19 protein-coding genes are annotated in these 25,105 nt (G+C 64.5%); 11 read left to right on the top strand and 8 right to left on the bottom strand.

Annotated features, from left to right (window positions below; translation table 11 throughout):
• Nucleotides 1-207 precede the first annotated feature (207 nt).
• From AM2010_RS05835 to folP, 4 genes are all read left to right on the top strand, one after another.
• Complete coding sequence (locus AM2010_RS05835) at nt 208-1,356, top strand: site-specific DNA-methyltransferase (RefSeq protein WP_047806265.1); 1,149 nt, start codon at nt 208-210, stop codon at nt 1,354-1,356.
• Nucleotides 1,357-1,455: 99 nt separating this feature from the next.
• Nucleotides 1,456-2,748 carry a S41 family peptidase gene (locus AM2010_RS05830; protein ID WP_053043957.1) on the top strand — a complete coding sequence of 431 codons (1,293 nt, stop codon included), beginning with the start codon at nt 1,456-1,458 and terminating at the stop codon, nt 2,746-2,748.
• 46 nt (nt 2,749-2,794) lie between these two features.
• Complete coding sequence (locus AM2010_RS05825) at nt 2,795-3,241, top strand: MarR family winged helix-turn-helix transcriptional regulator (RefSeq protein ID WP_053043956.1); 447 nt, start codon at nt 2,795-2,797, stop codon at nt 3,239-3,241.
• A 215-nt stretch (nt 3,242-3,456) separates the two neighbouring features.
• Complete coding sequence (gene folP, locus AM2010_RS05820) at nt 3,457-4,578, top strand: dihydropteroate synthase (RefSeq protein ID WP_047806264.1); 1,122 nt, start codon at nt 3,457-3,459, stop codon at nt 4,576-4,578.
• A gap of 7 nt (nt 4,579-4,585) precedes the next feature.
• Here the strand turns inward: folP and trpD are convergent, their stop codons facing one another.
• The 6 genes from trpD to AM2010_RS05790 are packed head-to-tail and all read right to left on the bottom strand — an operon-like array spanning nt 4,586 to nt 11,531.
• Complete coding sequence (gene trpD, locus AM2010_RS05815; RefSeq protein ID WP_047807742.1) at nt 4,586-5,578, bottom strand: anthranilate phosphoribosyltransferase; 993 nt, start codon at nt 5,576-5,578, stop codon at nt 4,586-4,588.
• Nucleotides 5,575-6,186, bottom strand: a complete 612-nt coding sequence (locus tag AM2010_RS05810; RefSeq protein WP_047806263.1) for an anthranilate synthase component II — start codon at nt 6,184-6,186, stop codon at nt 5,575-5,577. The genes trpD and AM2010_RS05810 overlap by 4 nt, the downstream gene beginning before the upstream one ends.
• Nucleotides 6,187-6,236: 50 nt before the next feature.
• Nucleotides 6,237-7,196: a prolyl aminopeptidase gene (gene pip / locus AM2010_RS05805; protein ID WP_047806262.1), complete on the bottom strand. Its 960-nt coding sequence runs from the start codon at nt 7,194-7,196 to the stop codon at nt 6,237-6,239.
• Nucleotides 7,197-7,202: 6 nt separating this feature from the next.
• Nucleotides 7,203-8,060 carry a phosphodiester glycosidase family protein gene (locus tag AM2010_RS05800; protein WP_236699421.1) on the bottom strand — a complete coding sequence of 286 codons (858 nt, stop codon included), beginning with the start codon at nt 8,058-8,060 and terminating at the stop codon, nt 7,203-7,205.
• Nucleotides 8,057-9,592 (bottom strand): anthranilate synthase component I family protein, encoded by a 1,536-nt coding sequence (locus AM2010_RS05795; RefSeq protein WP_420834973.1) that lies wholly within the window; start codon nt 9,590-9,592, stop codon nt 8,057-8,059. Before AM2010_RS05795 ends, AM2010_RS05800 begins: the two co-directional genes overlap by 4 nt.
• Before the next feature lie 4 nt (nt 9,593-9,596).
• Nucleotides 9,597-11,531, bottom strand: a complete 1,935-nt coding sequence (locus AM2010_RS05790) for a peptidylprolyl isomerase (RefSeq protein ID WP_047806261.1) — start codon at nt 11,529-11,531, stop codon at nt 9,597-9,599.
• Nucleotides 11,532-11,732: 201 nt separating this feature from the next.
• Between AM2010_RS05790 and tpiA the strand changes: the two genes are divergently transcribed.
• From tpiA to dnaN, 5 genes are all read left to right on the top strand, one after another.
• A complete protein-coding gene (gene tpiA / locus AM2010_RS05785) occupies nt 11,733-12,497 on the top strand; it encodes a triose-phosphate isomerase (protein WP_047807739.1) in 765 nt (254 codons plus the stop codon).
• A 79-nt stretch (nt 12,498-12,576) separates the two neighbouring features.
• Nucleotides 12,577-13,401 (top strand): LD-carboxypeptidase, encoded by an 825-nt coding sequence (locus AM2010_RS05780; protein WP_047806260.1) that lies wholly within the window; start codon nt 12,577-12,579, stop codon nt 13,399-13,401.
• A gap of 27 nt (nt 13,402-13,428) precedes the next feature.
• Nucleotides 13,429-14,367 carry an ACP S-malonyltransferase gene (gene fabD, locus AM2010_RS05775; RefSeq protein ID WP_047806259.1) on the top strand — a complete coding sequence of 313 codons (939 nt, stop codon included), beginning with the start codon at nt 13,429-13,431 and terminating at the stop codon, nt 14,365-14,367.
• On the top strand, nt 14,367-15,119 hold the full coding sequence (fabG, locus tag AM2010_RS05770; RefSeq protein WP_047806258.1) for a 3-oxoacyl-[acyl-carrier-protein] reductase: 753 nt from the start codon (nt 14,367-14,369) through the stop codon (nt 15,117-15,119). The genes fabD and fabG overlap by 1 nt, the downstream gene beginning before the upstream one ends.
• A gap of 226 nt (nt 15,120-15,345) precedes the next feature.
• Nucleotides 15,346-16,473 carry a DNA polymerase III subunit beta gene (gene dnaN / locus AM2010_RS05765; RefSeq protein WP_047806257.1) on the top strand — a complete coding sequence of 376 codons (1,128 nt, stop codon included), beginning with the start codon at nt 15,346-15,348 and terminating at the stop codon, nt 16,471-16,473.
• Nucleotides 16,474-16,863: 390 nt separating this feature from the next.
• Here dnaN and AM2010_RS05760 read toward each other — a convergent pair whose 3' ends face one another.
• On the bottom strand, nt 16,864-18,735 hold the full coding sequence (locus AM2010_RS05760) for an N-acyl-D-amino-acid deacylase family protein (RefSeq protein WP_082132805.1): 1,872 nt from the start codon (nt 18,733-18,735) through the stop codon (nt 16,864-16,866).
• Between the two features lie 65 nt (nt 18,736-18,800).
• Entirely contained in the window at nt 18,801-20,117 is a 1,317-nt protein-coding gene (locus tag AM2010_RS05755) for an FAD-dependent oxidoreductase (protein WP_047806256.1), read from the bottom strand.
• Nucleotides 20,118-20,618: 501 nt separating this feature from the next.
• Between AM2010_RS05755 and AM2010_RS05750 the strand changes: the two genes are divergently transcribed.
• Both AM2010_RS05750 and lepA read left to right on the top strand, forming a co-directional pair.
• A complete protein-coding gene (locus AM2010_RS05750; RefSeq protein WP_082132969.1) occupies nt 20,619-23,099 on the top strand; it encodes an EAL domain-containing protein in 2,481 nt (826 codons plus the stop codon).
• An 83-nt stretch (nt 23,100-23,182) separates the two neighbouring features.
• The gene (gene lepA / locus AM2010_RS05745; protein WP_047806255.1) at nt 23,183-25,000 is read left to right on the top strand and encodes a translation elongation factor 4; all 1,818 of its coding nucleotides are present in this window, start codon (nt 23,183-23,185) and stop codon (nt 24,998-25,000) included.
• Nucleotides 25,001-25,105 lie beyond the last annotated feature (105 nt).

The following is a 25,105-nucleotide window of genomic DNA, read 5'->3' as shown; positions in this document are numbered from 1 at the left end:
ATGTAAAAAATCCGGGGTTCCGGCGGAATAGAGTCCTTCGGGCAACACCCGCAGCATATCGAGTCCGCGCGAATCGGGCAGACTCAATATCTTGTGGGGGACTCCTTTCGTTCTCCTCCGCGACCTGAAGGGCTTGTAAAAATCGGTGCTTGACGCGGAGTCCGCTTGGACTCACCCTGTGGATAAATCTGCCAACGGGGGAATGACATGGGGGTCGTGGAGACGACGAAGACACGGGCGCTGCGCCGCGCGAAGCCGGTTGCCGCACCGCGCGAATTCGCGCCCGCGCTGCCGCTGGGGCAGATTCTGGACGGCGATTGTGTGGAGGCGATGCGTCGCCTGCCCGATGCCAGCATCGACCTCGTCTTCGCCGATCCGCCTTACAACCTGCAGCTCGGCGGCGATCTCAACCGCCCCGACGGTAGCCATGTCGACGCGGTGACCGACGAATGGGACCGGTTCGACAGTTTCAAGACTTATGACGATTTCACCCGTGCCTGGCTGACCGAGGCGAAGCGGGTGCTGAAGCCCGACGGCGCGCTGTGGGTGATCGGCAGCTATCACAACATCTTCCGCGTCGGCGCGATCCTGCAGGATCTGGGGTTCTGGATCCTGAACGACGTGGTCTGGCGCAAGGCCAACCCGATGCCCAATTTTCGCGGCACCCGCTTCACCAACGCGCACGAAACGCTGATCTGGGCGAGCCAGGGCGAAAAGGCGAAGTATCACTTCAACTACCGCGCGATGAAGACGCTCAACGACGAACTGCAGATGCGCAGCGACTGGGTCCTGCCGATCTGCGCGGGCCAGGAACGGCTGAAGGAAGGCGGGCACAAGATCCACCCGACGCAGAAGCCGGAGGCGCTGCTGTACCGCGTCCTTCTGTCCACGACCGAGCGGGGGGACGTCGTGCTCGATCCGTTCTTCGGCACCGGCACGACCGGCGCGGTGGCCCGGCGCCTGGGCCGCGAATGGATCGGCTGCGAGCGCGAGGGCACCTATCGCGATGCCGCGCTCAAGCGCATTTCGAAAGAACTGCCGCTGGACGAAAGCGCGCTGACCACGATGCAGAGCCGCAAGACTGCGCCCAAGGTTGCCTTCGGCGCGCTGGTCGAAAACGGCCTGATCGCGCCCGGCACGCAAGTGTTCGACAAGAAACGCCGCTGGACCGCCACCGTGCGCGCCGATGGCTCGATCGCTTACGGGAAGCAGACCGGCAGCATCCACGGCCTCGGCAAGGATCTGCAAGGCGCGCCAAGCTGCAACGGCTGGACCTTCTGGCACTACGAAGTCGAAGGCGAGATCAAACCCATCGACGCCGCCCGCCAGCTCTACCTCCTCGCAACGGAGGATTAAGCAGGGGTTCGGCCCCGCCCATCAAATCTCCATTGATCTACCGAGCTATACAATATATTGCGCAATATGTTGTGTAACTCGGTGGAGGCGAATGACCCAATGAGATTTTCTTGCATCGCGGCGCTGGCGGCCCTGGCTCTGGCAGTTCCTCAAGCCACAGCCGCAAAGGACGTTGCGGATGCCGCCGGCGATCCGGCGCAACTGATCGAAGACATCGATTCCGCCCTGCGCGAAAACTACGTGTTCAAGGACAGGACCTCCGCCGTAATCGCCGAACTGAAGGCGAAGGCTGCCGCCGGCGACTACGCCGGAGCCACCAGCGCGGATGAACTGGCGGGCCTTTTGTCCGGCGATCTCGTCGATGCCACCGGCGATCGCCATTTCTACGTCGGCCACGACCCCGCTGCGAAAACGGATTCCGAGGAAATCGTCAATCCGGACGCACTTGGCGTAAGCACGATGCTCAACTTCAAGGCACTGGAATTGCTTCCCGGCAATGTCGGGTATCTGCGGTTCGACTATTTTTCCGACCCTGACGATGCCCACGCGCATGTGGTCGCTGCGATGAAGCACCTGGAAGGCGCGGATGCGCTAATTATTGACATGCGGTACAATCGCGGCGGCCATATGGGCACGGCGCAATTGATCATGAGCCACCTTTTCCCGGGCGACAGGGATCAGCAGTTGTTCGACTACTCCTATACCGAGGAGGGGCGCTACGTCGAACGCGGCATGTGGGTGCTCCACGGCGTACCCGGACGCCGCATGGTCGATGTCCCCGTCTATATCCTCACCTCGACCACGACCTTTTCCGCTGCGGAATGGTTTGCATATTCGCTCGCCGAACTCGATCGCGCGACAATCGTGGGCCGGCAGACGGCGGGGGCGGCGCACCCTGTCGGGATGGTCCGGGTCAACGATCGGTTCGTGATGCAGGTCCCTATCGGTCAGATCCACGGGCCGCTGAGCGGTGGCGACTTCGAAGGCGAGGGAGTTAGCCCCGATGTCGATGTTGCCTCCGGCAAGGCGCTGGAAGTGGCGTACACGATGGCGCTGACACAGCTTGAAGAGAGCGACGCCGCGGCCGATGCCGGGTGGTATGTTCCGCTTGTTCCGGCAGTGCTGGGCACGCCTGCGACATCGGCGGAAGATGGGCGCGACGCGGTCGGCAAATACGAAGGGCGTGAGATCGCCCTGGTCGATGGAGCGCTGACGTATTCATGGGGCGGGCGGTTCTCGCTCGGCCTCGTTCCGCTCGGCGGGGACATGTTCGCGGTCGAGGGCACGGACGAATATCGTTTGCGTTTGGTTCGCGAGAATGGCGCAGTTACAGCGCTGCAGCGGGAATTCAGGAAGGGGGACGCAGTTGTCTACCGACGTATCGGAACCTAGCGAGCGGGCACCGTACCCAATAAGGGGGCGACTGTATCTCGCGCGCTTGAGCGAAGAGCTGAGCGATCTGATTACCGACCAGTGCGTGCCGGTCTTTGCCGAAGGTGGCCTGGTCATTCCGGTCAAGTCCTGCTCGCTGATGCTGGCGGTGCAGGCGCATCAACCGGCATCCGCCCGGAAACTGGCGGATGCGCTTGAACGGTCTCACCAGCTCGTGTCACAGAAATTGCCCAAACTGGTCGATCTTGGCCTGCTTGAATGGGAAATCGATCCCGCGGATTCCCGTCAGAAGCTCTATCGGCTTACTGAGACGGGGAAGGATCAGATGCGCGTGTGGCAACAACTGCAACATCGTATCGATGCCGCTTACGCTCAACTCGAAAACGAGATCGGTGACATAACGGGCATGTTGCGGAGCGCATTGTCGTCCCTGCGAACGCAGCCCATTGCGGAGCGGGTGGCGACAGCGAACACCGGCCCGAACGAGGGGTAGAGCGCCCGCGGCTCGACCAGGGCGATGATAGCTTTCAGCGGGCCGCTTCAACGCAGGCTGTCCTACACGGCTCTCACTCGCTAGGCCTGACGCATGACCGTGATTCGCCCTGCATCGCGCCCGTTTTCCACCTGCTTGGTGCAGCGTGATTTTTTTGGTCCAGGACTGTGTAACATGTGGTCCATGTCTCAACATATCATCGGGTCGGCAGGGCAATGAGCGAACGGGTCTATCTCCAGCCCATCGGCCTTGCGGCGAGCCCGCAGGGGGAGGAAGGCGACTGCATCCGGCTGGGCGGGGGGATGGTCTATGCCCATCGCTTCGCCGCGATCGTGCGGCGCGAAGGCACCGTGGTGGAACGCTGGCGATTCACGCCGGAGACTGCGGCGGAGACGTTGGCCCGCCTGCCCGAAGCGCTGGGCGCGGAGGCGGAGGCGCAATGGGCGAACTTGCGCACGTCTCATCCGCCGCTCGAACTGGGCGCGCGGACCGTGCGGCTCGACCAGCCGCAGGTGGCGGGCATACTCAACGTCACGCCCGACAGCTTCTCCGACGGGGGCGCGTTCCTCGACCGGCCCGAACACGGGCGCGACCATGCTGCCGCCATGCTGGAGGCCGGGGCCGCCATCGTCGACATCGGCGGGGAAAGCACGCGCCCGGGCGCGGCCGCGGTATGGGAAGGGGAAGAGATCGAGCGGGTGGTCCCCGCGGTCGAATACTGCGCCGCAATGGGCGCGGCGATCAGCGTCGATACCCGGCGGCCGGCAGTGATGGACGCCGCGCTCCATGCAGGCGCGCACATGATCAACGACGTGTCGGCCCTGCGCCACGATCCGCGCAGCCTCGAACTCGTGACCGCGCGCGATTGCCCGGTGATCCTGATGCACGCGCCGGGCGAAGGTGAGGACCTTCATGCCGGCGGCGATTACGACGCGGTCGTGTTCGACGTGTTCGACTGGCTGCGCGAACGCCGCGATGCCGCGCTGGCGGCAGGCGTCGCGCGCGAGCGGATCGTGCTTGATACTGGGATCGGCTTCGGCAAGTCGCTGGCGGAAAACCTCGCGCTGATCAACGCCCTGCCGCTGTTCCACGCGCTGGGCCAGCCGCTGATGCTGGGCGCCAGCCGCAAGCGGATGATCGGCGCGCTCAGCAACGAGGCCCCCGCGCACGAGCGGCTCGGCGGCAGCCTGGCGCTGGCGATCGCGGGGATGGACGCGGGGGTGCAGCTGCTGCGCGTGCACGACGTTGCCGCCACGGTTCAGGCGCGCAACGTCTGGCGCGGCCTGCGCGATGCCGCGCTGACCGACTTCTCGCAATTGCCGGAAGGTGCGGGGTAGCGCGCCGCTATTGCGCCAGGGCGATCCAGCGGTCGAGCAGCGCGCCGGCCTTGCCGCTGTCGAGCGATTCGGCGGCGATGGCCGCGCCCTCTGCCCAGCCGCTTGCCTTGCCGGCGACGATCAGGGTGGCGGCGGCGTTGAACAGCACGGCGTCGCGATAGGGGCCGGCGGTGCCGTCCAGCAGGGCCTTCAGCGCGCGCGCGTTGTGCGCCGCGTCGCCCCCGCGGATCGCCTCCACCGGGGCGCTGGGCAGGCCGGCCTCGGCCGCTTCGACCCGGCGCATCTCGAAGTCGTTACCGGCCACGTCGGCCAGCTCGTTGCCGCCGGCCAGACTCAGTTCGTCGAGCCCCTCGTCGCCGGAGGCAATGAACGTGCGATCGGTCCCCAGCCGGGCCTTGGCCGCGGCATAGATCGGGACATAGGCGGGGCGGGCGATCCCGATCAGCTGCCGCCGCACCCCGGCGGGGTTGGACAGGGGGCCCATCAGGTTGAAGATCGTGCGCCGGCCCAGCCGCTGGCGGATCGGCTGGATGCGGCCCATCGCGGGATGGTGGTTCTTGGCGAAGAGGAAACAGATGCCGATTTCGGCCAGCGTCTTCTCCGCCGTGCGGCCCGCCGCCTCCATGTCGAGGCCCAGAACCTCCAGCGTGTCGGCCGCGCCGGACTTGCTGCTCGCCGCGCGGTTGCCGTGCTTGGCCACCGGCACGCCTGCCGCCGCGACGACAAGGCTGACGGCGGTGGAAACGTTCAGGGTGTGGTGCCCGTCACCCCCCGTGCCGCAACAGTCGACCGCACCATCCGGCGCGGCGACCGGGATCAGGCGGGCGCGCAGGGCGCGGGCGGCGCCGGCGATCTCTTCCGCCGTCTCGCTGCGTTCGGTGATCGCGATCAGGAAACGGGCGATCTCTTCCTCGCTCGTCTCCCCGTCGAGGATCCAGCCGAAGACTTCCTCCGCCTCGGCCTCGCTCAGGTGCGGTTCCGCCTGGGGGAGCGCCTTCATGCCGCGGCCCTTGCCGGCAGGCGCGGCTCGATCCCGCACAGGCGCAGGAAATTGGCGAGCAGGGCATGGCCGTGATCGGTGGCAATGCTCTCCGGATGGAACTGGACCCCGTGGATCGGCAGGTCGCGGTGGCGGAAGCCCATCACACAGGTGCCGTCGAGGCCCGGCGTCTCGCTACGCGCGTTGATCGCCAGCGCGGCGGGTACGTCCTCCACCACCAGCGAGTGATAGCGGGTCGCGGTGAAGGGGTTGGGCAGGCCGGTAAAGATGCCGCTCCCGTCGTGTTCGACCGGCGACGTCTTGCCGTGCATCAGCCCGCCGCGCACCACGCGCCCGCCGAAATGCTGGCCGATCGCCTGATGGCCGAGGCACACGCCCAGCAGCGGCCGGGCCGCATCGGCGCAGGCGGCAACGAGGTCGAGGCTGATCCCGGCCTCGTTCGGGGTGCAGGGGCCGGGGGAGATCAGCACGCCTTGCGCGCCGCTGGCCATCGCCTCGGCCGCGGAAAGCGCGTCGTTGCGTTCCACCCGCACTTCGGCACCCAGTTCCATCAGGTAATGGACCAGGTTGAAGGTGAAGCTGTCGTAGTTGTCGATCACCAGTATCATCGCGCGCCGCCTTCGGCCGATCGCCCGGCCCGATCAAGCAAGTTTAGGTTTCAGGCCGCCTTGCCGGCGAACCGGTCGGTCGCCCGGACCAGCCCGTCGACGATGCCCGGTTCGCTGGCGGAATGGCCGCCGTCGTGGACGATCCACAGGTCCGCTTCCGGCCAGGCCTTCTTCAGTGCCCAGGCGGAGGTGGGCGGGGTGCAGATATCGTGCCGGCCCTGGACGATGATGCCCGGAATGCCCTTCAGCCGGTCCGCATTGGCCAGCAATTGCCCTTCTTCCAGGAAGAAATCCTGCAGGAAGAAACGGGCGCAGATGCGCGCGAAGGGCAGGGCCTTGGACGGGTCGGCAAAGGTATCGAGCAGGCTCTCGTCGGGCAGGAGCGTGGCGACGCTGCCTTCCCATAACGACCATTCGCGCGCCGCGGCGAGGCGGATCTGTTCGTCGTCGCTCGTCAGCCGCCGGTGATAGGCCGCGACCAGATCGTCGCGCTCATCGGCGGGAATCAGGCCGGAGAAGGCGTCCCACTGCTCGGCCATAATCTCGCTCGCGCCGTAGGAGTAGAGCCAGGCTTTCTCCTTCCGGCGGCCGAGGAACACCCCGCGCAGCACGAGTTCGCTGGTCCGGTCGGGGTAGGCCTGGGCATAGGCGAGCGCCAGGGTCGCGCCCCAGCTTCCGCCGAACACCTGCCATTTCTCGTGCCCGCACATCGTGCGCAGCCGCTCGATATCCTCGACGATGCGCCAGGTATCGTTGTGCTCGATCTCCGCGAAGGGCAGCGACTTGCCGCAGCCGCGCTGGTCGAACAGGAGGACGTCGTACAGCTCCGGGTCCCACTGGCGGCGATGGTTGGCGCTCATCCCGCCGCCCGGTCCGCCGTGCAGGAACACCGCCGGCTTGGCCCCCGGCGTGCCGACCCGCTCCCAGTAAAGGGTATGGCCTTCGCCGACGTCCAGCATGCCGCTGTCGTATGGCTCAATCTCTGGATAGAGCGTGCGTTCGTAGTCCATCGGCCTTCAGTCCTTCTCTTCGACCACCAGCATGGGCCCGAACCGGCTGCCGCTGTCCATGCGTTTGCGCGCCGGGTCCCACAGGGCGCTGACGTTGCCGTCGAGGAACAGGGCGTCGGGCGTCTTGAGCTGATCGCGAAAATAGCGCGCGAGCACCCCGAACGAGATCGGCTCTTCGGAAATGACGAAATGCGCGCGCCCGGCCGCGTCGATGCCGACCCCGTTGCGCACGGCCTTGCTCGGTCCATCCTCGGCGATCTTCGGGTGCAGCTTGCCATCGATCACCAGCATCGGGCCGCTCTGAGTGCCGAACTGGGGGCGGTCGGCGACATTGGCGTAAAAATCGTCCGCCGTGCGGATCTGCCACTTGCCGCCGGTGCCGTAGAACACGCCGTTGGGCTTAAGGTGGAAGTTGCCCGGCCCGTCGGCCCGGTTCAGTTCCTTCAGCCGGTTGCCGTTCTCGACATAGTATCCGATCGGCTTGCCTTCGCCGTCGTACATCCCGCCATTCATGGCGAAGGCGACCGGCGCGGCATCGGCCGCGCGCCTGGCCGCGAACGCGGCAAAGCCACGATAGGGCGCGCCGTCGGCGGGGCCCAGCGCGGTCACGATCCGGTGCCGCGCGGGATCGGCGACGCAATGGGTAAGCGCGGCCCCTTCGAAGGTCGTGCTTTCGCAAGCGGAGGCAATCGCCGGCGCAGGGGTCGGGCTTGGCTCGGCCGCAGGGGCAGGCTCGCTGTCGTTTTCGGCGACACCGCTGCCGATTTCGGTTCGGATCACGGGCTCGCCTTCCGGCTGCTGTCCGCAACCGGTCAGGGCAGTGGCCACACAGGCGGCCAGAACGAGAAGGCGGTTCGGCCTCACTGTCCGAACCCCGGTTCCTGCGCAATCCGCGCAGCCTCACGCGCGGCGGCGAGAAGCGCGCTGGCCTTCGCTTCGCATTCGCGCTGCTCGTATTCGGCCTCGCTATCCGCGACGATCCCGGCGCCGGCCTGGACATGCAGCATGCCATCCTTGAGCACCCCGGTGCGCAGGACGATGCAGCTGTCGACCGACCCGTCGGGGGCGAAGTATCCGACCCCGCCGGCATAGGCCCCGCGCGTTTCGGGTTCCAGCCCGGCGATGATCTCGCAAGCGCGGATCTTGGGAGCTCCGCTCACGGTTCCGGCGGGAAAGCCGGCGAACATGGCATCGAGCGTATCATGAGTCGGATCGAGTTGCCCGACGACATTGCTGACGATGTGCATCACATGGCTGTAGCGTTCGACCGTGAAGCTGTCGGTTACTTCCACCGTTGCCTGTTTGGCCACACGCCCGACATCGTTGCGCCCCAGATCGAGCAGCATCAGGTGCTCCGCCCGTTCCTTGGGATCGGCAAGCAGGCTGGCTTCGGCAGCGCGATCGGCTTCCGGCGTGGCGCCGCGCGGACGCGTGCCTGCTATCGGACGAATGGTCACTTCCTTGGGCGAACCCGGGGCGCCGCGGACGCGGACAAGAATCTCCGGACTGGAGCCGACTACGGCGAAACCGGGCAAGTCGAGGAAATAGAGGAAGGGCGAGGGATTGACCCGCCGCAGCGCGCGATAGAGCGATATCGGCGGGAGGGGGAAGGGGCAGGTGAACCGCTGCGCGAGGACGACCTGGAATATGTCGCCGGCCGCGATGTATTCCTTCGCCCTGGCGACATTGGCGGCATAATCGTCTGCCGCAGTCACCGGAGAAAGTGCCATATCCGGCAATGCGCTCGCGCGCGGTTCTGCGGGAGCGGGGCCGGCGAGCTTGCGCAGGACTTCGTCGATCCGTTCTTCCGCATCGGCGATTGCGGCAGTGGGGGCGGCATCTCCGGCCCAGAGCGGCGCAATGCAGAACAGCTCGTCGCCCAGATTGTCGAACACCAGCAGGACCGTCGGGCGGACGAACAGCATGTCGGGCAGCGCAAGCGGACTGGCCGGCGCGCGTGGCAGTTTTTCGACCAGGCCGATGGTTTCGTATCCGAAATACCCGACCAGACAGGCAAGCGCCGGCGGCAGTTCGGCGGGAACGTCGATCCGGCAGCGTTCGACCAGTGCTCGCAGTTCTTCCAGCGCCCCCCCGGGGCAATCGGTGAAAGCATCGCGGTCATGGCGCCAGGCCGAATTGATCGCCGCCACGTTCCCTTGTGCGCGGAAGACGAGATCGGGATCGAGACCGAGCAGACTGTAGCGCCCGCGGACTTCGCCCCCTTCGACCGATTCGAGCAGGAAGTCGCCACGCTCCTGTTCGAACAGTTTCAGCGCCGCGCCGACGGGGGTTTGCGTATCGGCAACCACTTTCCGCCAGACGAGCGCAGGCCGGTCCGCCGCCAGCGCGGCGGCGGCGGATTCGGCGTTGCAGAGACCGGAGGCGACGTGCGCCACCGGCTCAGTTCTGCCCGAGAAGTTGTTTGCGCACGGCCTCGATCGCGGTTGCATTGCGCTCCACGCCCAGTTCCTTGCGCAAAGCCACCCGAAGCTGATCTGCGTATTCGCTGCCGATGGCGGGGCCCAGCTCCTGCCTGGTCTGCGCGAGCAGCGGATCGTCGGCGGCGACTGTGCCGGTTTCGATCTGGTCCAGATCGACGACGTACCAGCCATTGTCGGCGGGCGCTTCCAGCTTCTTGGTCGTACCCTGCGCCATGCTGAACAGCAGAGCCAGCGGAGCCGGGAACTGGCCCTGGAAAGCGGCCAGCTGCTGGCGGGTCAGGTTGACCGGTTCGGGCGAGGGAAGAGACGTTTCCTCTTCCGAAATCGCAGCTGACAGCGAAGCGCCGTCCTTGACCCGCGCGAGCACCCGGTCCGCTGCAGCCTTGGCCGCGGCGGCCCCGCGATCCTGCCGCCAGGCGGCGATCACGTCGTCGCGAATTTCGGCCAGCGGAGCCGCTGCCGATTCGATGATCTGGCTCGCTTCGAAGATCAGATAGGTTTCACCGCGCGCAACTTCCGCCAGTTGCGGTTCGCCTTCGATCATCTGAAATGCGGTGTCGAGTGCGGGGCCGAGCACTTCGGGGGCAGTTTCGTTCGGGGCGCCGTACACGCTCCCGGTGGCAAGCAATGGCCGCGTGGTCTGAATCTCGACGTCGAGCTGCTGCGCAATGTCGCCCAGCGACACGCCGTCGGTCAGCTGCTCTTCAATGCTGGCGGCAAGGTCGGCCAGGGCGCGCTGGCGCTTTTCGGCCCGCATGGTGTCGGCGATTTCGCCGCGAACCTGTTCAAGGCTGCGCGCGGCAGTCCGCTCGACGGCATCGACCCGCACGACGTGCCAGCCAAGCCCGCTACGTGCCGGGGCGGCCATCGCACCGCGTTCAGCCGCGAAAGCAGCGCGCGCAACGTCGGCAGAGCTTTGCGCTGCCAGTTCGGCCTGCGAGATCGGCCCGAGTTCGGCAACGTCGAAGCCGGCTTCGCGCGCTGCCGTTTCCAGCGATCCGCCGGAACCGACCCGTGTGCGAATGGTGTTCGCCGCTTCCTGCGTCGGCACGATCAACTGGCTGAGGCGGCGCGTTTCGCTGGCGGCGTAAGTCGCGCTGTCTTCTTCATACCTGGCGGCGATTTCAGCCGCGGTCGGCTCGATCCGCGTATCGAGATCTTCCGGGCCGAATGCCGCATAGCGAATGACGCGCCGCTCGGGTCGAATGAAATCGTCACGATTTTCGGTGTAGAATGCTTCCAGAGCGGCCTTCTCGGGCGCGCCCTTCGGGGCAAATGCCTGGGACGGCAGCATCGCGATGCTGCCGCGACGACGCTCCTTCAGCAGCGCGGCGTAGCGCGTCGCCAGCTTGTCGGGCGCCTTTGCGCCGAAAACCGCCGGGACCAGCAGTTGCTGAGCCAGCAAGCCCTGCGAAAGATCGGACCGGAAGGCCGATTCCGAGATCCTGCGCGCCGACAATGCCTGACGGAACGTGGCCGTGTCGAATTCGCCGCTGGCGCCGCGGAATGCCGGGATGGAGATAATCTCGCTGTTCACCAGGTTATCCCCGGCGCGGAGACCGTGACGCCGCGCATATTCGGCGATCGCGGCGCGGTCGATCATCTGATCCAGTACGTCGTCGAGCCCGCCCTGCGCGATGAACGCTTCCATCGAAATATTGGGATTTTCTTCCCGCACGCGATCAAGCGCGCTGCGGGCGCTTTCCACGAGGTCGGCCGAATCGATCTTCTGCCCGCCGACGACCGCGACCCGGTCGCCGCCGGCCACGCCGCCAAACGTGCCGGTATTGGCGACATCGCTGCTCGCGAACGCAAAGGCGATCAGCGCAAGGAAAGCCAGCGTCAGCGGAATGCCGAGCTTCGACTGGAAGAATCTGCGAAAGAACTGAATCATGTTAGGGAATGTTCCGTAGGCCAGATGCGATTAGGGGTTGCGCTGTGCGGCGAGCGCTTTATCCGCCCTGCGACCTCCCGGCAACAGGTCGGCAACGCTTTTGGCGTTGCAAGATGAAGCATCTGGCAAGCCGGGCCCGTCGCCCCATATTAGATGGCGATCGGAATCGTTGAAATCGGGATCAAGGAAGCAGGATTCGCCATGGCCGAACGGCCCTACATCGTTGGAAACTGGAAGATGAACGGCACGCGGGCCATGCTGGCTCAGGCGCGTGCCATCGACCGTGCGGCGCAAAACCTGATGAAAGTCGAAGTTGCGCTGGCACCGCCTTTCACGCTGATTCACGCCACCCACCGCGAAGTGGAGCAGATCGGCGTCGGCGCCCAGGACTGCCATCCGGCGGACGATGGGGCCCATACCGGGGACATTTCCGCCACGATGGCCGCGGATGCGGGGGCGAAGTTCGTCATCCTGGGGCACAGCGAACGGCGCCAGAATCATGGTGAGACCGACGCTCTCGTTCGGGCGAAGGCGCAGGCCGCGCTCGCCGCGAGCTTGCGAGTGATCATGTGCTGCGGCGAAACGGAGGATGTGCGCGACGCCGGAAATGCGGTCGAACACGTCATTGCCCAGTTGAAGGCGTCGCTGCCCGAAACGCTCGATCGGCCTGCCGAAATGCTGACCGTCGCGTACGAACCCGTGTGGGCGATCGGCACCGGGCGGACTCCCACTGTGGAGGATATCGGCACGATGCACCGCGAAATCCGCAACCTTCTGGTGAACCTTCTCGGCGAGGAAGACGGCGCTGCCGTTCGTATCCTTTACGGCGGGTCGGTGAAGGCGGAAAATGCGCGCGAACTGCTCGCCGCTGACGAAGTGGGCGGCGCGCTGGTCGGCGGGGCCAGCCTGACGGCGGAAAGCTTCATGGGCATCGTGATCGCCGCTGCGGAAGTTTACGAGAGCTAGGGTGTGTCGGCCCGATGGAGCCGGGATGGCTCGCGGGTGAAACCTTGATGCCGCCGGCCGCTCGCCGTAGATCGCAAACATGACACGCATTGCGATTTGTGCGCCGGGCAAGCGGCTGGAACGGGAATACGCCGATGCCGTGATCGATCTGGCCGCGGGTCGCGCCGGTCTCGATCTGGTGTTTCACCGGCAATGCTTTGCGCGCCATGGCCACTTCGCCGGGGACGATGCAACGCGGCTTGCGGCCCTGCTGGAATGTGCCGACGATCCCGATATCGACGCGGTATGGTTCGCTCACGGTGGATATGGCTCCAATCGCATAGCGGCAGAAGCTGTGACGCGCATGGGGCCGTCCGCACGGGGCAAGGCGTTCCTGGGCTATTCCGATACCGGCTATCTGCTCGCCGCGCTCTACCGGGCGGGTATCGGGCGGCCAGTGCATGGACCGATGGTGGCCGACATCCGCCGCGACGGCGGCGATGCTGCCGTGGGCCGTGCCCTCGACTGGCTCTGCGGCGAGGAAGGCGGCCTCGAAGCGACGCTGGACGAACGCCCGACAGCGGCCTTCAATCTCATGACTCTGGCCATGCTCTGCGGCACCGACCTTATGCCCGACCTGGCTGGGCACGTGGTCATGGTGGAAGAGGTGTCGGAGCATCTTTATGCGATCGACCGCCTGTTCTTTCATGTCACGCAGCATCTGTCGGGCATTGCCGGCCTGAGGCTCGGCAGGATCACCGATGTTCCCGAGAACGACCGGCCCTTCGGCACGAGCGAAGAGGATATTGCACGATACTGGTGCGACCGGGCGGGTATCCCTTACCTTGGCTTTGCCGATATCGGGCACGACGGTGCCAACAAGATCGTGCCCTTCGGGCTTGCCCGCGCGCCCGGCCGCGCATAGTTGCCCGCCGCGACTAAGGAGATCGTTATGCGAGCATTCGTTTTTCCCGGCCAGGGCAGCCAGAAAGTCGGCATGGGTGCCGACCTTGCCGATGCCAGCCCCGCCGCGCGTGAGGTATTCGAAGAAGTCGACGAAGCGCTGTCGCAGAACTTGTCGAAGATCATGCGGGATGGGCCGGAAGATCAGCTTACCCTGACTGAAAACGCGCAACCGGCGATCATGGCGAATTCGATTGCCACGCTTCGCGTGCTGGAGCGGGAGTTCGGCGTGAAGCTGGCCGACAAGGGCGATTGCGTAGCGGGGCATTCGCTGGGCGAGTATTCCGCATTGTGCGCGGTCGGCGCCTTCTCGCTTGCCGACACCGCGCGTCTGCTCAAGCTGCGCGGGCAGGCCATGCAGGCAGCCGTTCCGGTGGGAGAGGGCGCAATGTGTGCGCTGCTCGGCGCCGACCTGGAGAAGGCACAGGCCCTGGCAGACGCCGCCGCTGAGGGTGAGGTGTGCCAGGTGGCCAACGATAACGATCCCGGCCAGGTCGTGCTTTCGGGGCACAAGGCCGCGATAGAACGCGCCGTGGCGATGGTGAAAGATCACGGCATCAAGCGGGGCGTGCTTCTGCCGGTCTCCGCCCCTTTCCATTGCGATCTCATGCGTCCGGCAGCCGATGCGATGGCCGAAGCGCTGGAAAGGACTGCCCCGGGTGCTTTCACCCTGCCGGTATACGCCAATGTCACAGCCAGCGAGGTGAGCGACCCCGCGCAGGAACGGCGGCTGCTGGTCGAACAGGTCACCGGGCGCGTGCGCTGGCGCGAAAGCGTTCAGGCCATGCGCGCCGCCGGCGCGGAAAGCTTCATCGAACTGGGCGGAAAGGTTCTCGGCCCAATGATCGGCCGTATCGACAAGGAAGCCCAGGCCGTCAGCGTGATTGCGATGGCAGATATCGAAGCGCTCGCGAAGGAGATCGGATAATGTTTTCGCTCGAAGGAAAGACGGCCCTTGTCACCGGTGCGAGCGGGGGGATTGGATCGGCGATCGCCTATGCCCTGGCTCGGCAGGGCGCGCGCCTTGCGCTCAGCGGTTCGAACAGCGGAAAACTGCGCGCCTTCCGCGAGCAGATCAACGATGAAGTCGGGGGCGATCATGTAGAGATTACCTGCGACCTGTCGAACACGACACAGGTGGAAGAACTGGTTCCCGCCACGATCGATACGCTGGGCCAGATCGATATCCTGGTGAACAACGCCGGCGTGACGCGCGACAACCTCGCCATGCGGATGAAGGACGAGGAATGGGACGCGGTAATGCGGATCAATCTGGAAGCTGCGTTCCGCCTGATGCGGGCTGCGGCCCGGCCGATGATGAAGGCCCGGCAGGGGCGCATCGTCAGCATCACCAGCGTCGTGGGCACCACGGGCAATCCGGGGCAGATGAACTATTCCGCAGCCAAGGCGGGGCTGGTCGGCATGTCGAAAAGCCTGGCGCAGGAGCTTGCAAGCCGGGGCATCACGGTCAATTGCGTCGCACCGGGCTTCATTCGCACGGCGATGACCGACCAGTTGCCCGATGCCCAGAAAGACGCATTGAACGCGCGTATTCCGATGGGCCGGATGGGCGAGGGGGGCGATATCGGCGCGGCCGTGGCCTATCTCGCAAGCGACGAAGCCGCTTACGTCACGGGGCAGACGCTCCACGTAAATGGCGGCATGGCGATGCTTTCCTGACCGATTTATCCCCAAGGAATCGGGGCGGCGGGGCATTCTTTCTTGCCCCTATGCGCCCCGGGACTAAGGATAATACGAACATTCCGGCGCTCGCGGGCGATTCCGGCAGCGGACCTGTCTTTTGGGCCCTGTCATCGGGGCATTGTCTCAACAGGAACTCCGCACTCGGGCGCCAGACCGTCTGCAAGCGCGACTTCGGTGAGCGCAAAGGGGGAATTGATACGCGATGAAGGCCACTATCGAACGCGCAACGCTCCTCAGGTGTCTCAGCCACGTGCAATCGGTGGTCGAGCGGCGCAATACGATCCCAATTCTGTCCAACGTCCTGATCGAAGCGGGCGATGGCGGATCGCTCAAGGTCATGGCGACCGACCTCGATTTGCAGGTGGTGGAGAACATGGCCGCCGCTTCGGTCGATGCGCCGGGTGCGATCACGGTTTCGGCGCACCTTCTGTTCGATATCGCCCGCAAGTTGCCCGAGGGCAGCCAGGTCAGCCTGGAGACGAGCGAAAATCGCATGACGGTCAAGGCCGGGCGCAGCCGGTTCCAGTTGCCCACCCTGCCGCGTGACGACTTTCCGGTCATCGTCGAAGGCGATCTGCCGACCAGTTTCGAGATTCCTGCGAAGACGTTGGCCGAACTGGTCGACCGCACCCGTTTTGCGATTTCGACCGAGGAGACGCGGTACTACCTCAACGGGATATTCCTGCACGTTTCGGAAGAAGACAAGCCGGTGCTGAAGGCAGCGGCGACCGATGGCCACCGGCTTGCCCGATTCACGATCGACCAGCCCGACGGCGCGCAGGGGATGCCCGACGTGATCGTTCCGCGCAAAGCGGTGGCAGAACTGCGCAAGCTGCTGGAAGAATCGCTGGACGGGAATGTCCAGGTCGATCTTTCGGCCAGCAAGATCCGCTTCACCCTCGGGGGCGAGGGGGGGGTCGTTCTGACCAGCAAACTGATCGACGGAACGTTTCCCGACTACAGCCGCGTGATTCCGACCGGAAACGACAAGCTGCTGAAGCTCGACCCGCGCAGCCTTTACGAAGGCGTCGACCGTGTTGCGACAATCGCCACGGAAAAGACGCGCGCAGTCAAGATGGGGCTGGATCAGGACAAGGTCACGCTGTCGGTCACCAGCCCGGACAATGGAACTGCTGCGGAAGAAGTCCCGGCGGATTATTCGGCCGACGGGTTCGAGATCGGCTTCAACGCCAATTATCTGAAAGATATCCTCAGCCAGATCGACAGCGACACGGTCGAACTGCACCTGGCCGATGCGGGCGCCCCGACTCTGATCCGCCAGGATGCGAACAGTCCGGCGCTCTACGTCCTGATGCCGATGCGGGTCTGATGCAGTATTTAAAAAACTAAAACTTGATCGTTTTTCAAAAGTTATTTAAACGCAGTTTTTCTTAATCTGGTGTATTTAGAGACTGGTAAAAATAGGCGTAAAATCCCTCCTCATTTAATAAGAAAGCATAAAGACTATCCGCTATTTTTTTATCCGCATGTTACATCGTAATAATATGCGTACTCCGGAGCGGAGACCAACCCATTATTGTTCGCGTCAGCGACAGAAAAATCGCCCAGGTCAGCAAATTGCCATTCCTCTAACGAAAAAGAGCCATCGTAATTTTGATCCCACCAAATGAATGCAGACGAAGGTGAGTCGCAGCGATAGGCTTTGGCGCTGTAAAAAGGTGTTAATACGAGCGCCGTAAATGCAACAAATGCAAAAACTCTAGTCATAATGCACCTTTCCCGTGCTGTGGTTACTACATTGTATATCATCCCAGTAATCCTCACAAGAACAACTTGCACTCCGCTCCGTGGAGACCGTGGTATAGACAGGCAAGCTAGCGGAAGCTGCTTCGCGCAGTTCCGTGCGTTGCGGGCCGCGGATCAGACCGCCCGGCGTTTCCCCGGTCCATCGACCATCGCGGAAGGTCACCACGCCGCTCTTGATCGTGGCGACGTAGCCTTCCGCCTTCTGCAACAGCCGCTTGCCACCGGCAGGCAGATCGAACGCGAGCCAGGGGCTGCCAAGCCGCAACCGCTCCATATCGATGATGTTGAGATCGGCGAGATAGCCGGGTGCGATTACGCCGCGATCTTCCAGGCCATAGAGACGTGCAGTATCGGCGCATTGGCGCTTGATCGCGTGTTCGAGGCCGATGCGATCACCGCGTGAACGGTCGCGAACCCAGTGCTGGAGCATGAAAGTCGGGCTCGCCGCATCGCAGATCGTCCCGCAATGCGCGCCGCCGTCCGACAGCGAATTGACGGTGTCGTCTGCGCGCTGCAGTTCTTCGAGGAAATCGAGGTTGCCATCGGCGTAATTGAGGATCGGCAGGTAGATGAAGCCAGTGCCGTCGTTGCGACAAAGCATGTCGTAAGCGTATTCTTCGCAGCTGATCCCGGCCGCTGCCGCTCGTGACTGCACGCTTGCTTCCGGTCCGGGTTCGTAATCGAAATCCTCGTCCATCTCGAACTGCATCGTCCAGCCGGCAACGACGATCATCAGCAGGCCGAGCATGTCTGGCGGCGCGCTGCTGAAATCGTTCGCTTCGCTGAGCAGCCGGGCCTTGAACGCCGGATCGAACAGCTTTTCCTTCTGCGCTTCCCACGGCAGGTCGGCGATCTCCTGCCAGCCGGGCCGGAAGCGAAACGGGTGGACCGTACCGCGCCAGGCCATGATGACCCCGTTTCCGCGCAGCGCGATCTGGGCGACGATATTCGCGCCATTGTCGTTTTCCGCGCGCATCGTGGCGATCTGCTCGTCCAGCGGCAGTTCCTTTGCGATCGATTGCAGCGCGGCGAAGGTTACGGGCAAACCGGTTTCGCGGCTGAGGCGGCCCATCCAGTCGAATTCGTTCCAATCACGGTTGAGATCGCTGGCCATTTCGAACACGCCGTGCCCCGCGCGGCCCATGGCCCGGCCGATTTCTATCAGTTCCTCCGCCGTCGCGGTGGTGCCGGGGACCAGTTCGCCATCGACGGATTTGTGAATCACCGTGCGACTGGTGGAAAAGCCCAGCGCGCCGGCGCGAACGCCTTCCTCCACGATCCGGCCCATTTCGGCCACATCGGCCTCGGTCGGTTCCGCGCCGGGTTTTTCCCGGTCGCCCAGGACATAGGCGCGCACCGCGCCGTGGGGGACGTGGGTGCCAACATCCACTGTCCTCGGCAGCTTCTCCAGCGCATCGAGATATTCGGGGAACGTCTCCCATTCCCAGGTAATGCCTTCAGCCAGCGCGGTTCCGGGAATGTCCTCCACCCCTTCCATCAGGCCGATCAGCCATTCGTGTCGGTCGGGCGCAGCGGGTGCGAAACCGACGCCGCAATTGCCCATGATGACGGTCGTGACCCCGTGCCAGCTGGAAGGCGCCATCTCCTGGTCCCAGGTCGCCTGGCCATCGTAATGGGTGTGAATGTCGACGAAACCGGGAGTGACGATCTTGCCCGAGGCATCGATCTCCTCGCGCCCATCGCCGGCGACTTCGCCAACTTGCGCGATGATTCCGTCAAGGATCGCCACATTCCCGATGAAGCGATCGGCGCCGGTTCCATCCACGATCGTTCCGTTGCGGATAACCAGATCGAATGCGGCCATGGTGCAGTCTCCTCTCTCTCAGAGAGGAAGGTTCCATATCGCAACCGGTCTGTCCAGTCGGAGCGCTACTTGCGGGCGTTGATCATCGCGTCGACATCGACGAATTTTTCGCGCGGGGCGCCGTCGCGCGCGGCCTGTGCTTCGGCTTCCTCGATCCTCTTCCAGTCGCGAAACGTGACCACGTCCAGCCCGCGCTGTTCGGCGAGCTTGTCGAAACCGGCACGGCCCAGCCTGTCGCTGCGGCCCAGGCGGCCCGCGGCCATGTCATCCGCAATCTTTTCGACCACTCCGAAACCGTCGGGCCGGTTGGTGCCGATCGTGCCGGTGGGGCCGCGTCGCGCCCAACCCACGCAATAGAGACCCGGCAGGATGCGCCCCTCGTCATTGGCGAAGCGGCCTGCACGCTCGTCGAATGGCACACCGGGTATGGGCGAGCTGCGATAGCCGATGCAGCTGATCACCAGGTCGGCCGGCACAGTATAGGTTTCGCCGGTCCCGATTGCCTTGCCAGCCTCCACCCGAGTGCGTTCAAGCGCGATTGCCTCGACCTTTCCATCGCCGAGCAGGCGCGTGGGGCTGGCGAACATGTCGAAATCGATCTCGATCGCCTTGTCGGCGCGCTCGCTTTCGGGAATCGCGGCGAAGCTGCGCAGATGCGCGACCGATTTGCGCAATCCCGGTTCCAGCAGGGCGTCGTCCGCTTCCGGCGGCAGATCGTCCGGCGCGACGCGCGGGCTGGCCCGATCGAGATGCATCAGTTCGCCCAGTTCCTTGGGCGTCATCATGATCTGGTGCGGGCCGCGCCGTCCGATGATCGTGATCGTGCGCAGGTTTGACGCGATCAGCGCATCGAGAGCATGTGCCACGATGTCCGATCCGGCGAACTCTGCTTCCGTCTTGGCCAGAATGCGCGCCACGTCGAGTGCGACATTGCCCATTCCGATCACCACTGCGTTCTTGCCCGAAAGATCGGGGGCGAGGCCGGCGAACTGCGGGTGGCCGTTGTACCACCCGACGAACGCGGCACTGCCGAACACGTTGTCGAGGTTTTCTCCGTCCAGACCCAGCGCGCGATCGTTCGGCGCGCCAGTGGCGAAGACCACAGCATCGTAGAGCGATTGCAGTTCGGCGACGGTTATGTCCTGTCCCACGGTCACGTTCCCGACGAAGCGAACGTTCTCGGTCAGGGCCGTGGCCTCATACCGCCGGCTGACCCCTTTGATGGACTGATGATCGGGGGCCACCCCGGTGCGGATCAGCCCATATGGCACGGGAAGCATGTCGAAGATGTCGACCCGGATCTCTTCGCCCCAACGCTTCTGCGCAGCTTCTGCGGTGTAATAGCCGGCAGGACCGGATCCGATTATGGCAATGTGGCGCATCAGGCGATCTTGGGCTGGCCAGGTGTGGAGGCCGCGGGCTTGCCTGTCTCCCGGTCAGGGATAATCGCCTCCGGCGTGTGAGCTGCCCATTCTGCCATCGTCTTCTCCGCAGCGCCGTCTCCGTGTCACCGTCATGCACCCCCCGTTTTGCCATTGCAAGATGGGTGCGAACGCCGCGGAGTGTGCGCCAATTCTTGGCGGCGCGTTAACCGTTTTTCAATGGCGCTGGCGCATTCGCGCATCATGGTCGTTGCGTCAGCCAGAGTTCGGGAGGAGACGACAGAACCCGTTTCGACGTTTTCGCCCCGGCCGACCGTGGGCGGCGACGCGAGTGCGGCTGCGCACACAGGAAACGGCGCGGAAACAGGCGCCGCGTCGATCAAGCCTGTTCTGCCGAATGGGGAGGAACGCCGGGGCACCCGCGATCGGCGCGAGATCAAGCGGGCCAAAGTTTCCGCTGTCACGAAGCCGCCGCCCATTTTGCCGGCATCGTTCTTCTGGATGAGCGTAGCCGTCGCTATCGCGTTTGTGCTGTCCGGCGTTGTGGCTCTTTCAGGCCCACCGCTTCTTTCAGTGGCTGCGGCAATCGCCAGTGTCTCCTTCTCTGCTCTCGGACGTCCCGTGAATGCCTGGGGCGAGCGGGTCGCGCTCGCGCTTGCCGCCCGGCGGGCGCTGGGGATCGCGCTGGTTGCCGTTGCGTCTGCCGGCGCAGGGCTGGGCCTGGCGGACTGGATGTATGCCGGGTCGCTCGACTGGCGGATCGGCGTCGCCGCGCTGGTGACCGTGAACGTCCTGTTTGCTGCGCTGTTGAGCGATAGGATCGTCCTGGTTTTCGTCAGCAAGATAGGGTGCTGGGCGCCCGTCGCGTTGGTGGACGGATCCTTCTATGCTTATTCGGGACTGATCATGGCGGCGATCGCCAGTGCGCTTGTCGCCAGTTATCAGGCCCGCTTCGAGCGTGCCCGGATGGAGGAGGAGGAGGCGCTGACGCGCGTCCGCGACCGGGCGCAAAGCATCCTCAACGACTACGAAGAAACGGGGCAGGGCTGGTTCTGGGAAACCGATCGACGCGGCCGCCTGACGTATCTGTCGGCGTCGGTTGCGCGCTCGCTTGGGCGTACCGAGGAAGAGCTGATCGGGCGATCCTTTTCACGCCTTTTCGATCTCGGGGACGAGAACCGCGAAGGCGAACGGACCTTGACCTTCCACCTGTCGTCCCGCTCCTCCTTCGAAGGGCTCGCCGTCAAGGCCGCTGCGGTGGACGCAGAACGCTGGTGGTCGATCAATGGCCGTCCGGTTTACGATGGCTTCCGCAACTTCTGCGGCTTTCGCGGATCGGGTACCGATCTGACGGAGAAAAAGCTCAGCGAAGAGAACGCGAAGCGCCTCGCCAGATACGATTCCCTGACCGGTCTGGCCAATCGCTTCCAGATGTCGCAGACGCTGGAAAAGATCGTTTGCAGTCCGCAAGAGCGGGAGCGGGAATGCGCCATCCTGCTGCTCGATCTCGATCGGTTCAAGCATGTCAACGATACCATGGGGCACCCGGCGGGCGATGCCCTGCTGAAGCAGGTGGCGCAGCGGCTGGAGCGGACAACGGGCAAACTCGGCCGCGTCGGTCGGCTTGGCGGCGATGAATTCGAAGTGATCGTGCCTGGTCGCAGCGACCGCGACAAGCTCGGGCATCTGGCGCAGGAGATCATTCACGCCCTGTCGCAACCCTATTCGATCGACGGCCAGCGGGTGGTAATCGGCGCCTCCATCGGGATAGCGCTTTCCCCCGACAATGGCGTGACGAGCGAATCCCTGATCCGCAACGCCGACCTGGCGCTTTACGCGGCGAAAGATGGCGGGCGGGGGCGTTTCCACTTCTATTCCAACGATCTCCACAGCGCGGCGGAGGAACGCAATGCGCTGGAGCAGGATCTGCGCGATGCCATCGCGCATGGCGGGCTCGAGCTGTTCTATCAGCCTGTCGTCGACGCCAGCACCGAGCGGATTGCCGGGTTCGAGGCGTTGCTGCGCTGGAACCACCCGCATCGTGGGTGGCTGTCGCCCGGCAAGTTCGTCCCCATCGCGGAAGACACTGGCCTCATCACCGCAATCGGCGAATGGGCGATCCGGACCGCTTGCGACGCCCTCGCCAAGTGGCCGGAGGAGGTGCGCTGTGCCGTGAATGTCTCGCCATTGCAGTTCGCCAGCCCGCAGCTCCCCGTGATCATCACCAATGCCATTGCGCAGGCAGGGATCGATCCATCGCGGCTGGAGCTGGAAATCACCGAGAGTGTCTTCCTCAACGACGACGAGGGGACGGACGCGATGTTCGCCGCACTCAAGCGCATCGGGGTGCGCCTGGCGCTGGACGATTTCGGGACCGGATACTCGTCGCTCGGCTATCTGAAGAAGGCGCCGTTCGACAAGATCAAGATCGATCAGAGCTTCGTCAGCGGCGCAACGCGGCCGGGGAGCCGGAACGGTGCGATCATCGCATCGATCACCAGCCTGGCTCAGGCGCTGGGCATGGACGTGACGGCCGAAGGCGTGGAGACCCACGACGAGCTGGATCTGGTTCGCCTCCATGGCTGCACCCATGTCCAAGGCTACATCTATTCCAAGGCGCTGAGCGATCAGGCCGCCGAGAAGTGCCTGGCCGATGGGCTGTCGATGAACGCTGTCGGGCCGCGTTCGGCGCGGGCTCCGCGCAAGATGATGCTTCGCAAGGTCGTGCTCGATCACGATGGCCAGCACTACGCGGGGACGATCCGCAACGCCTCGCCCGATGGCGCGATGGTGGAAGGGCTGTGGAACGTGCCCGAAGGAACCCGCTTCCGCATCGCGCTGTCCGAAACGATCTCCGTCGATGCGACGACGCGGTGGTGCATCGACAATCGCATGGGCGTTCAGTTCGATCGGCCTATCTCGCTCGACATCGAAAGCCCATCCGGCGCGAACGACCGTCAGGCCGCCGCCGGCCGCGGCTGAAATCGACCCCCGACACGAGTGGATTGCGCGTCTGCGGCGTCACGGTCGTTGCAGGTTGCGAGCCGGGGTTATAAGGGGCCGCGATGACTGATCTTGGGCTTATCCGCAATTTTTCGATCATCGCGCATATCGACCATGGCAAGTCGACGCTCGCCGACCGGCTGATCCAGCACTGCGGCGGGCTGACCGAGCGCGAGATGAGCGCGCAAATCCTTGATAATATGGACATTGAGCGTGAGCGTGGGATCACGATCAAGGCCCAGACCGTCCGCCTCGACTATACTGCGAAGGACGGCAAAACTTACGAACTCAACCTGATGGACACCCCCGGCCACGTCGACTTCGCCTACGAAGTCAGCCGCAGCCTCGCCGCGTGCGAGGGCGCGCTGCTGGTGGTCGATGCCGCGCAGGGGGTCGAGGCGCAGACGCTCGCCAATGTCTACCAGTCGATCGAGCACGATCACGAGATCGTCCCCGTCATCAACAAGATCGACCTGCCCGCGGCCGAGCCGGACAAGGTCAAGGCCGAGATCGAGGACATCATCGGCCTCGACGCCAGCGACGCGGTGCTCACCAGCGCCAAGTCGGGCATCGGGATCGAGGAGACGCTGGAAGCCATCGTCGCCCGCATCCCGCCCCCCACCGGCGACCGCGATGCAGCCCTCAAGGCCATGCTGGTCGATAGCTGGTACGATCCCTACCTCGGCGTTGTCATCCTCGTGCGCGTGATGGACGGGGTGCTGAAGAAGGGCTTGCAGGTCCGCTTCATGCAGGGCGGCACGCAGCACCTTGTCGACCGGGTCGGCGCCTTCACCCCCAAGCGCGTCGACCTGCCCGAAATCGGCCCCGGCGAAATCGGCTTCATCACCGCGCAGATCAAGGAAGTCGAACAGGCCCGCGTCGGCGACACGATCACCACGGTGAAGGGCGGGGCGGACAAGGCGCTGCCCGGCTACCGCGAGCCGCAGCCGGTGGTGTTCTGCGGCCTGTTTCCGGTCGATGCGGCGGATTTCGACAAGCTGCGCGAGAGCATCGGCCGCCTGCGGCTCAACGATGCCAGCTTCAGTTTCGAGACGGAGAGCAGCGCCGCGCTGGGCTTCGGCTTTCGCTGCGGTTTCCTCGGCCTGCTGCACCTGGAAATCATCCAGGAACGGCTGACCCGCGAATACGACCTCGACCTGATCACCACCGCGCCCAGCGTGGTCTACCGCATCCGCCTCGGCCACTCGAAGACCGAGGAGGCCAAGACGATCGAGCTGCACAATCCGGCCGACTATCCCGATCCCAACCGGATCGAATGGATCGAGGAGCCGTGGATCAAGGCGGTGATCTACACGCCCGATGAATACCTCGGCTCCATCCTCAAGCTGTGCCAGGACCGGCGCGGTATTCAGACCGATCTGACTTATGTCGGCGGCCGCGCGCAGGTGACGTACGAGCTGCCGCTGAACGAAGTCGTGTTCGATTTCTACGACCGGCTGAAATCGATCAGCCGCGGCTATGCCAGTTTCGATTATGAACAGATCGGCCTGCGCGAAGGCGATCTGGTCAAGATGAACATCCTGGTGAACAACGAGCCGGTCGATGCGCTGTCGCTGATCGTCCACCGCTCGGTCGCCGAAGAGCGCGGCCGCGGCATGTGCGAGCGGCTGAAGGACCTGATCCCGCGCCACCTGTTCAAAATCCCCATCCAGGCCGCGATTGGCGGCAAGGTGATCGCCCGCGAAACCATTGCCGCCCTGCGCAAGGACGTGACCGCCAAATGCTATGGCGGCGACATCACGCGCAAGAAGAAGCTGCTGGAAAAGCAGAAGAAGGGTAAGGCACGGATGCGCGAATATGGTAACGTGTCCATTCCGCAGGAAGCGTTTATCGCGGCGCTGAGGATGGGGGAGGAGTAAAGTCCTCTTCTGACCGGGCGGGGACCCTCCGCCCTATGGTAGGGGGCACCCGCGCCCTCCACCGCGCCATTCCACCCCGAATCAATCGCCGGCGCGCGCGCCGGC

Origin of the sequence: Pelagerythrobacter marensis, from assembly GCF_001028625.1 — a bacterium.
In the GTDB taxonomy this organism is placed as follows: domain Bacteria; phylum Pseudomonadota; class Alphaproteobacteria; order Sphingomonadales; family Sphingomonadaceae; genus Pelagerythrobacter; species Pelagerythrobacter marensis.
This window is presented reverse-complemented; position numbering and strand designations above follow the sequence as displayed.

What these genes read in the sequence shown, in the direction of transcription:
- tpiA (WP_047807739.1), top strand. Translation starts at nt 11,733, where the DNA reads ATGGCCGAACGGCCCTACATCGTTGGAAACTGGAAGATGAACGGCACG.
- AM2010_RS05790 (WP_047806261.1), bottom strand. Translation starts at nt 11,531, where the DNA reads ATGATTCAGTTCTTTCGCAGATTCTTCCAGTCGAAGCTCGGCATTCCG.
- AM2010_RS05810 (WP_047806263.1), bottom strand. Translation starts at nt 6,186, where the DNA reads ATGATACTGGTGATCGACAACTACGACAGCTTCACCTTCAACCTGGTC.
- trpD (WP_047807742.1), bottom strand. Translation starts at nt 5,578, where the DNA reads ATGAAGGCGCTCCCCCAGGCGGAACCGCACCTGAGCGAGGCCGAGGCG.
- pip (WP_047806262.1), bottom strand. Translation starts at nt 7,196, where the DNA reads ATGGACTACGAACGCACGCTCTATCCAGAGATTGAGCCATACGACAGC.
- lepA (WP_047806255.1), top strand. Translation starts at nt 23,183, where the DNA reads ATGACTGATCTTGGGCTTATCCGCAATTTTTCGATCATCGCGCATATC.
- dnaN (WP_047806257.1), top strand. Translation starts at nt 15,346, where the DNA reads ATGAAGGCCACTATCGAACGCGCAACGCTCCTCAGGTGTCTCAGCCAC.
- fabG (WP_047806258.1), top strand. Translation starts at nt 14,367, where the DNA reads ATGTTTTCGCTCGAAGGAAAGACGGCCCTTGTCACCGGTGCGAGCGGG.
- AM2010_RS05760 (WP_082132805.1), bottom strand. Translation starts at nt 18,735, where the DNA reads ATGGCCGCATTCGATCTGGTTATCCGCAACGGAACGATCGTGGATGGA.
- AM2010_RS05780 (WP_047806260.1), top strand. Translation starts at nt 12,577, where the DNA reads ATGACACGCATTGCGATTTGTGCGCCGGGCAAGCGGCTGGAACGGGAA.
- fabD (WP_047806259.1), top strand. Translation starts at nt 13,429, where the DNA reads ATGCGAGCATTCGTTTTTCCCGGCCAGGGCAGCCAGAAAGTCGGCATG.
- AM2010_RS05750 (WP_082132969.1), top strand. Translation starts at nt 20,619, where the DNA reads ATGAGCGTAGCCGTCGCTATCGCGTTTGTGCTGTCCGGCGTTGTGGCT.
- AM2010_RS05835 (WP_047806265.1), top strand. Translation starts at nt 208, where the DNA reads ATGGGGGTCGTGGAGACGACGAAGACACGGGCGCTGCGCCGCGCGAAG.
- AM2010_RS05755 (WP_047806256.1), bottom strand. Translation starts at nt 20,117, where the DNA reads ATGCGCCACATTGCCATAATCGGATCCGGTCCTGCCGGCTATTACACC.
- AM2010_RS05830 (WP_053043957.1), top strand. Translation starts at nt 1,456, where the DNA reads ATGAGATTTTCTTGCATCGCGGCGCTGGCGGCCCTGGCTCTGGCAGTT.
- folP (WP_047806264.1), top strand. Translation starts at nt 3,457, where the DNA reads ATGAGCGAACGGGTCTATCTCCAGCCCATCGGCCTTGCGGCGAGCCCG.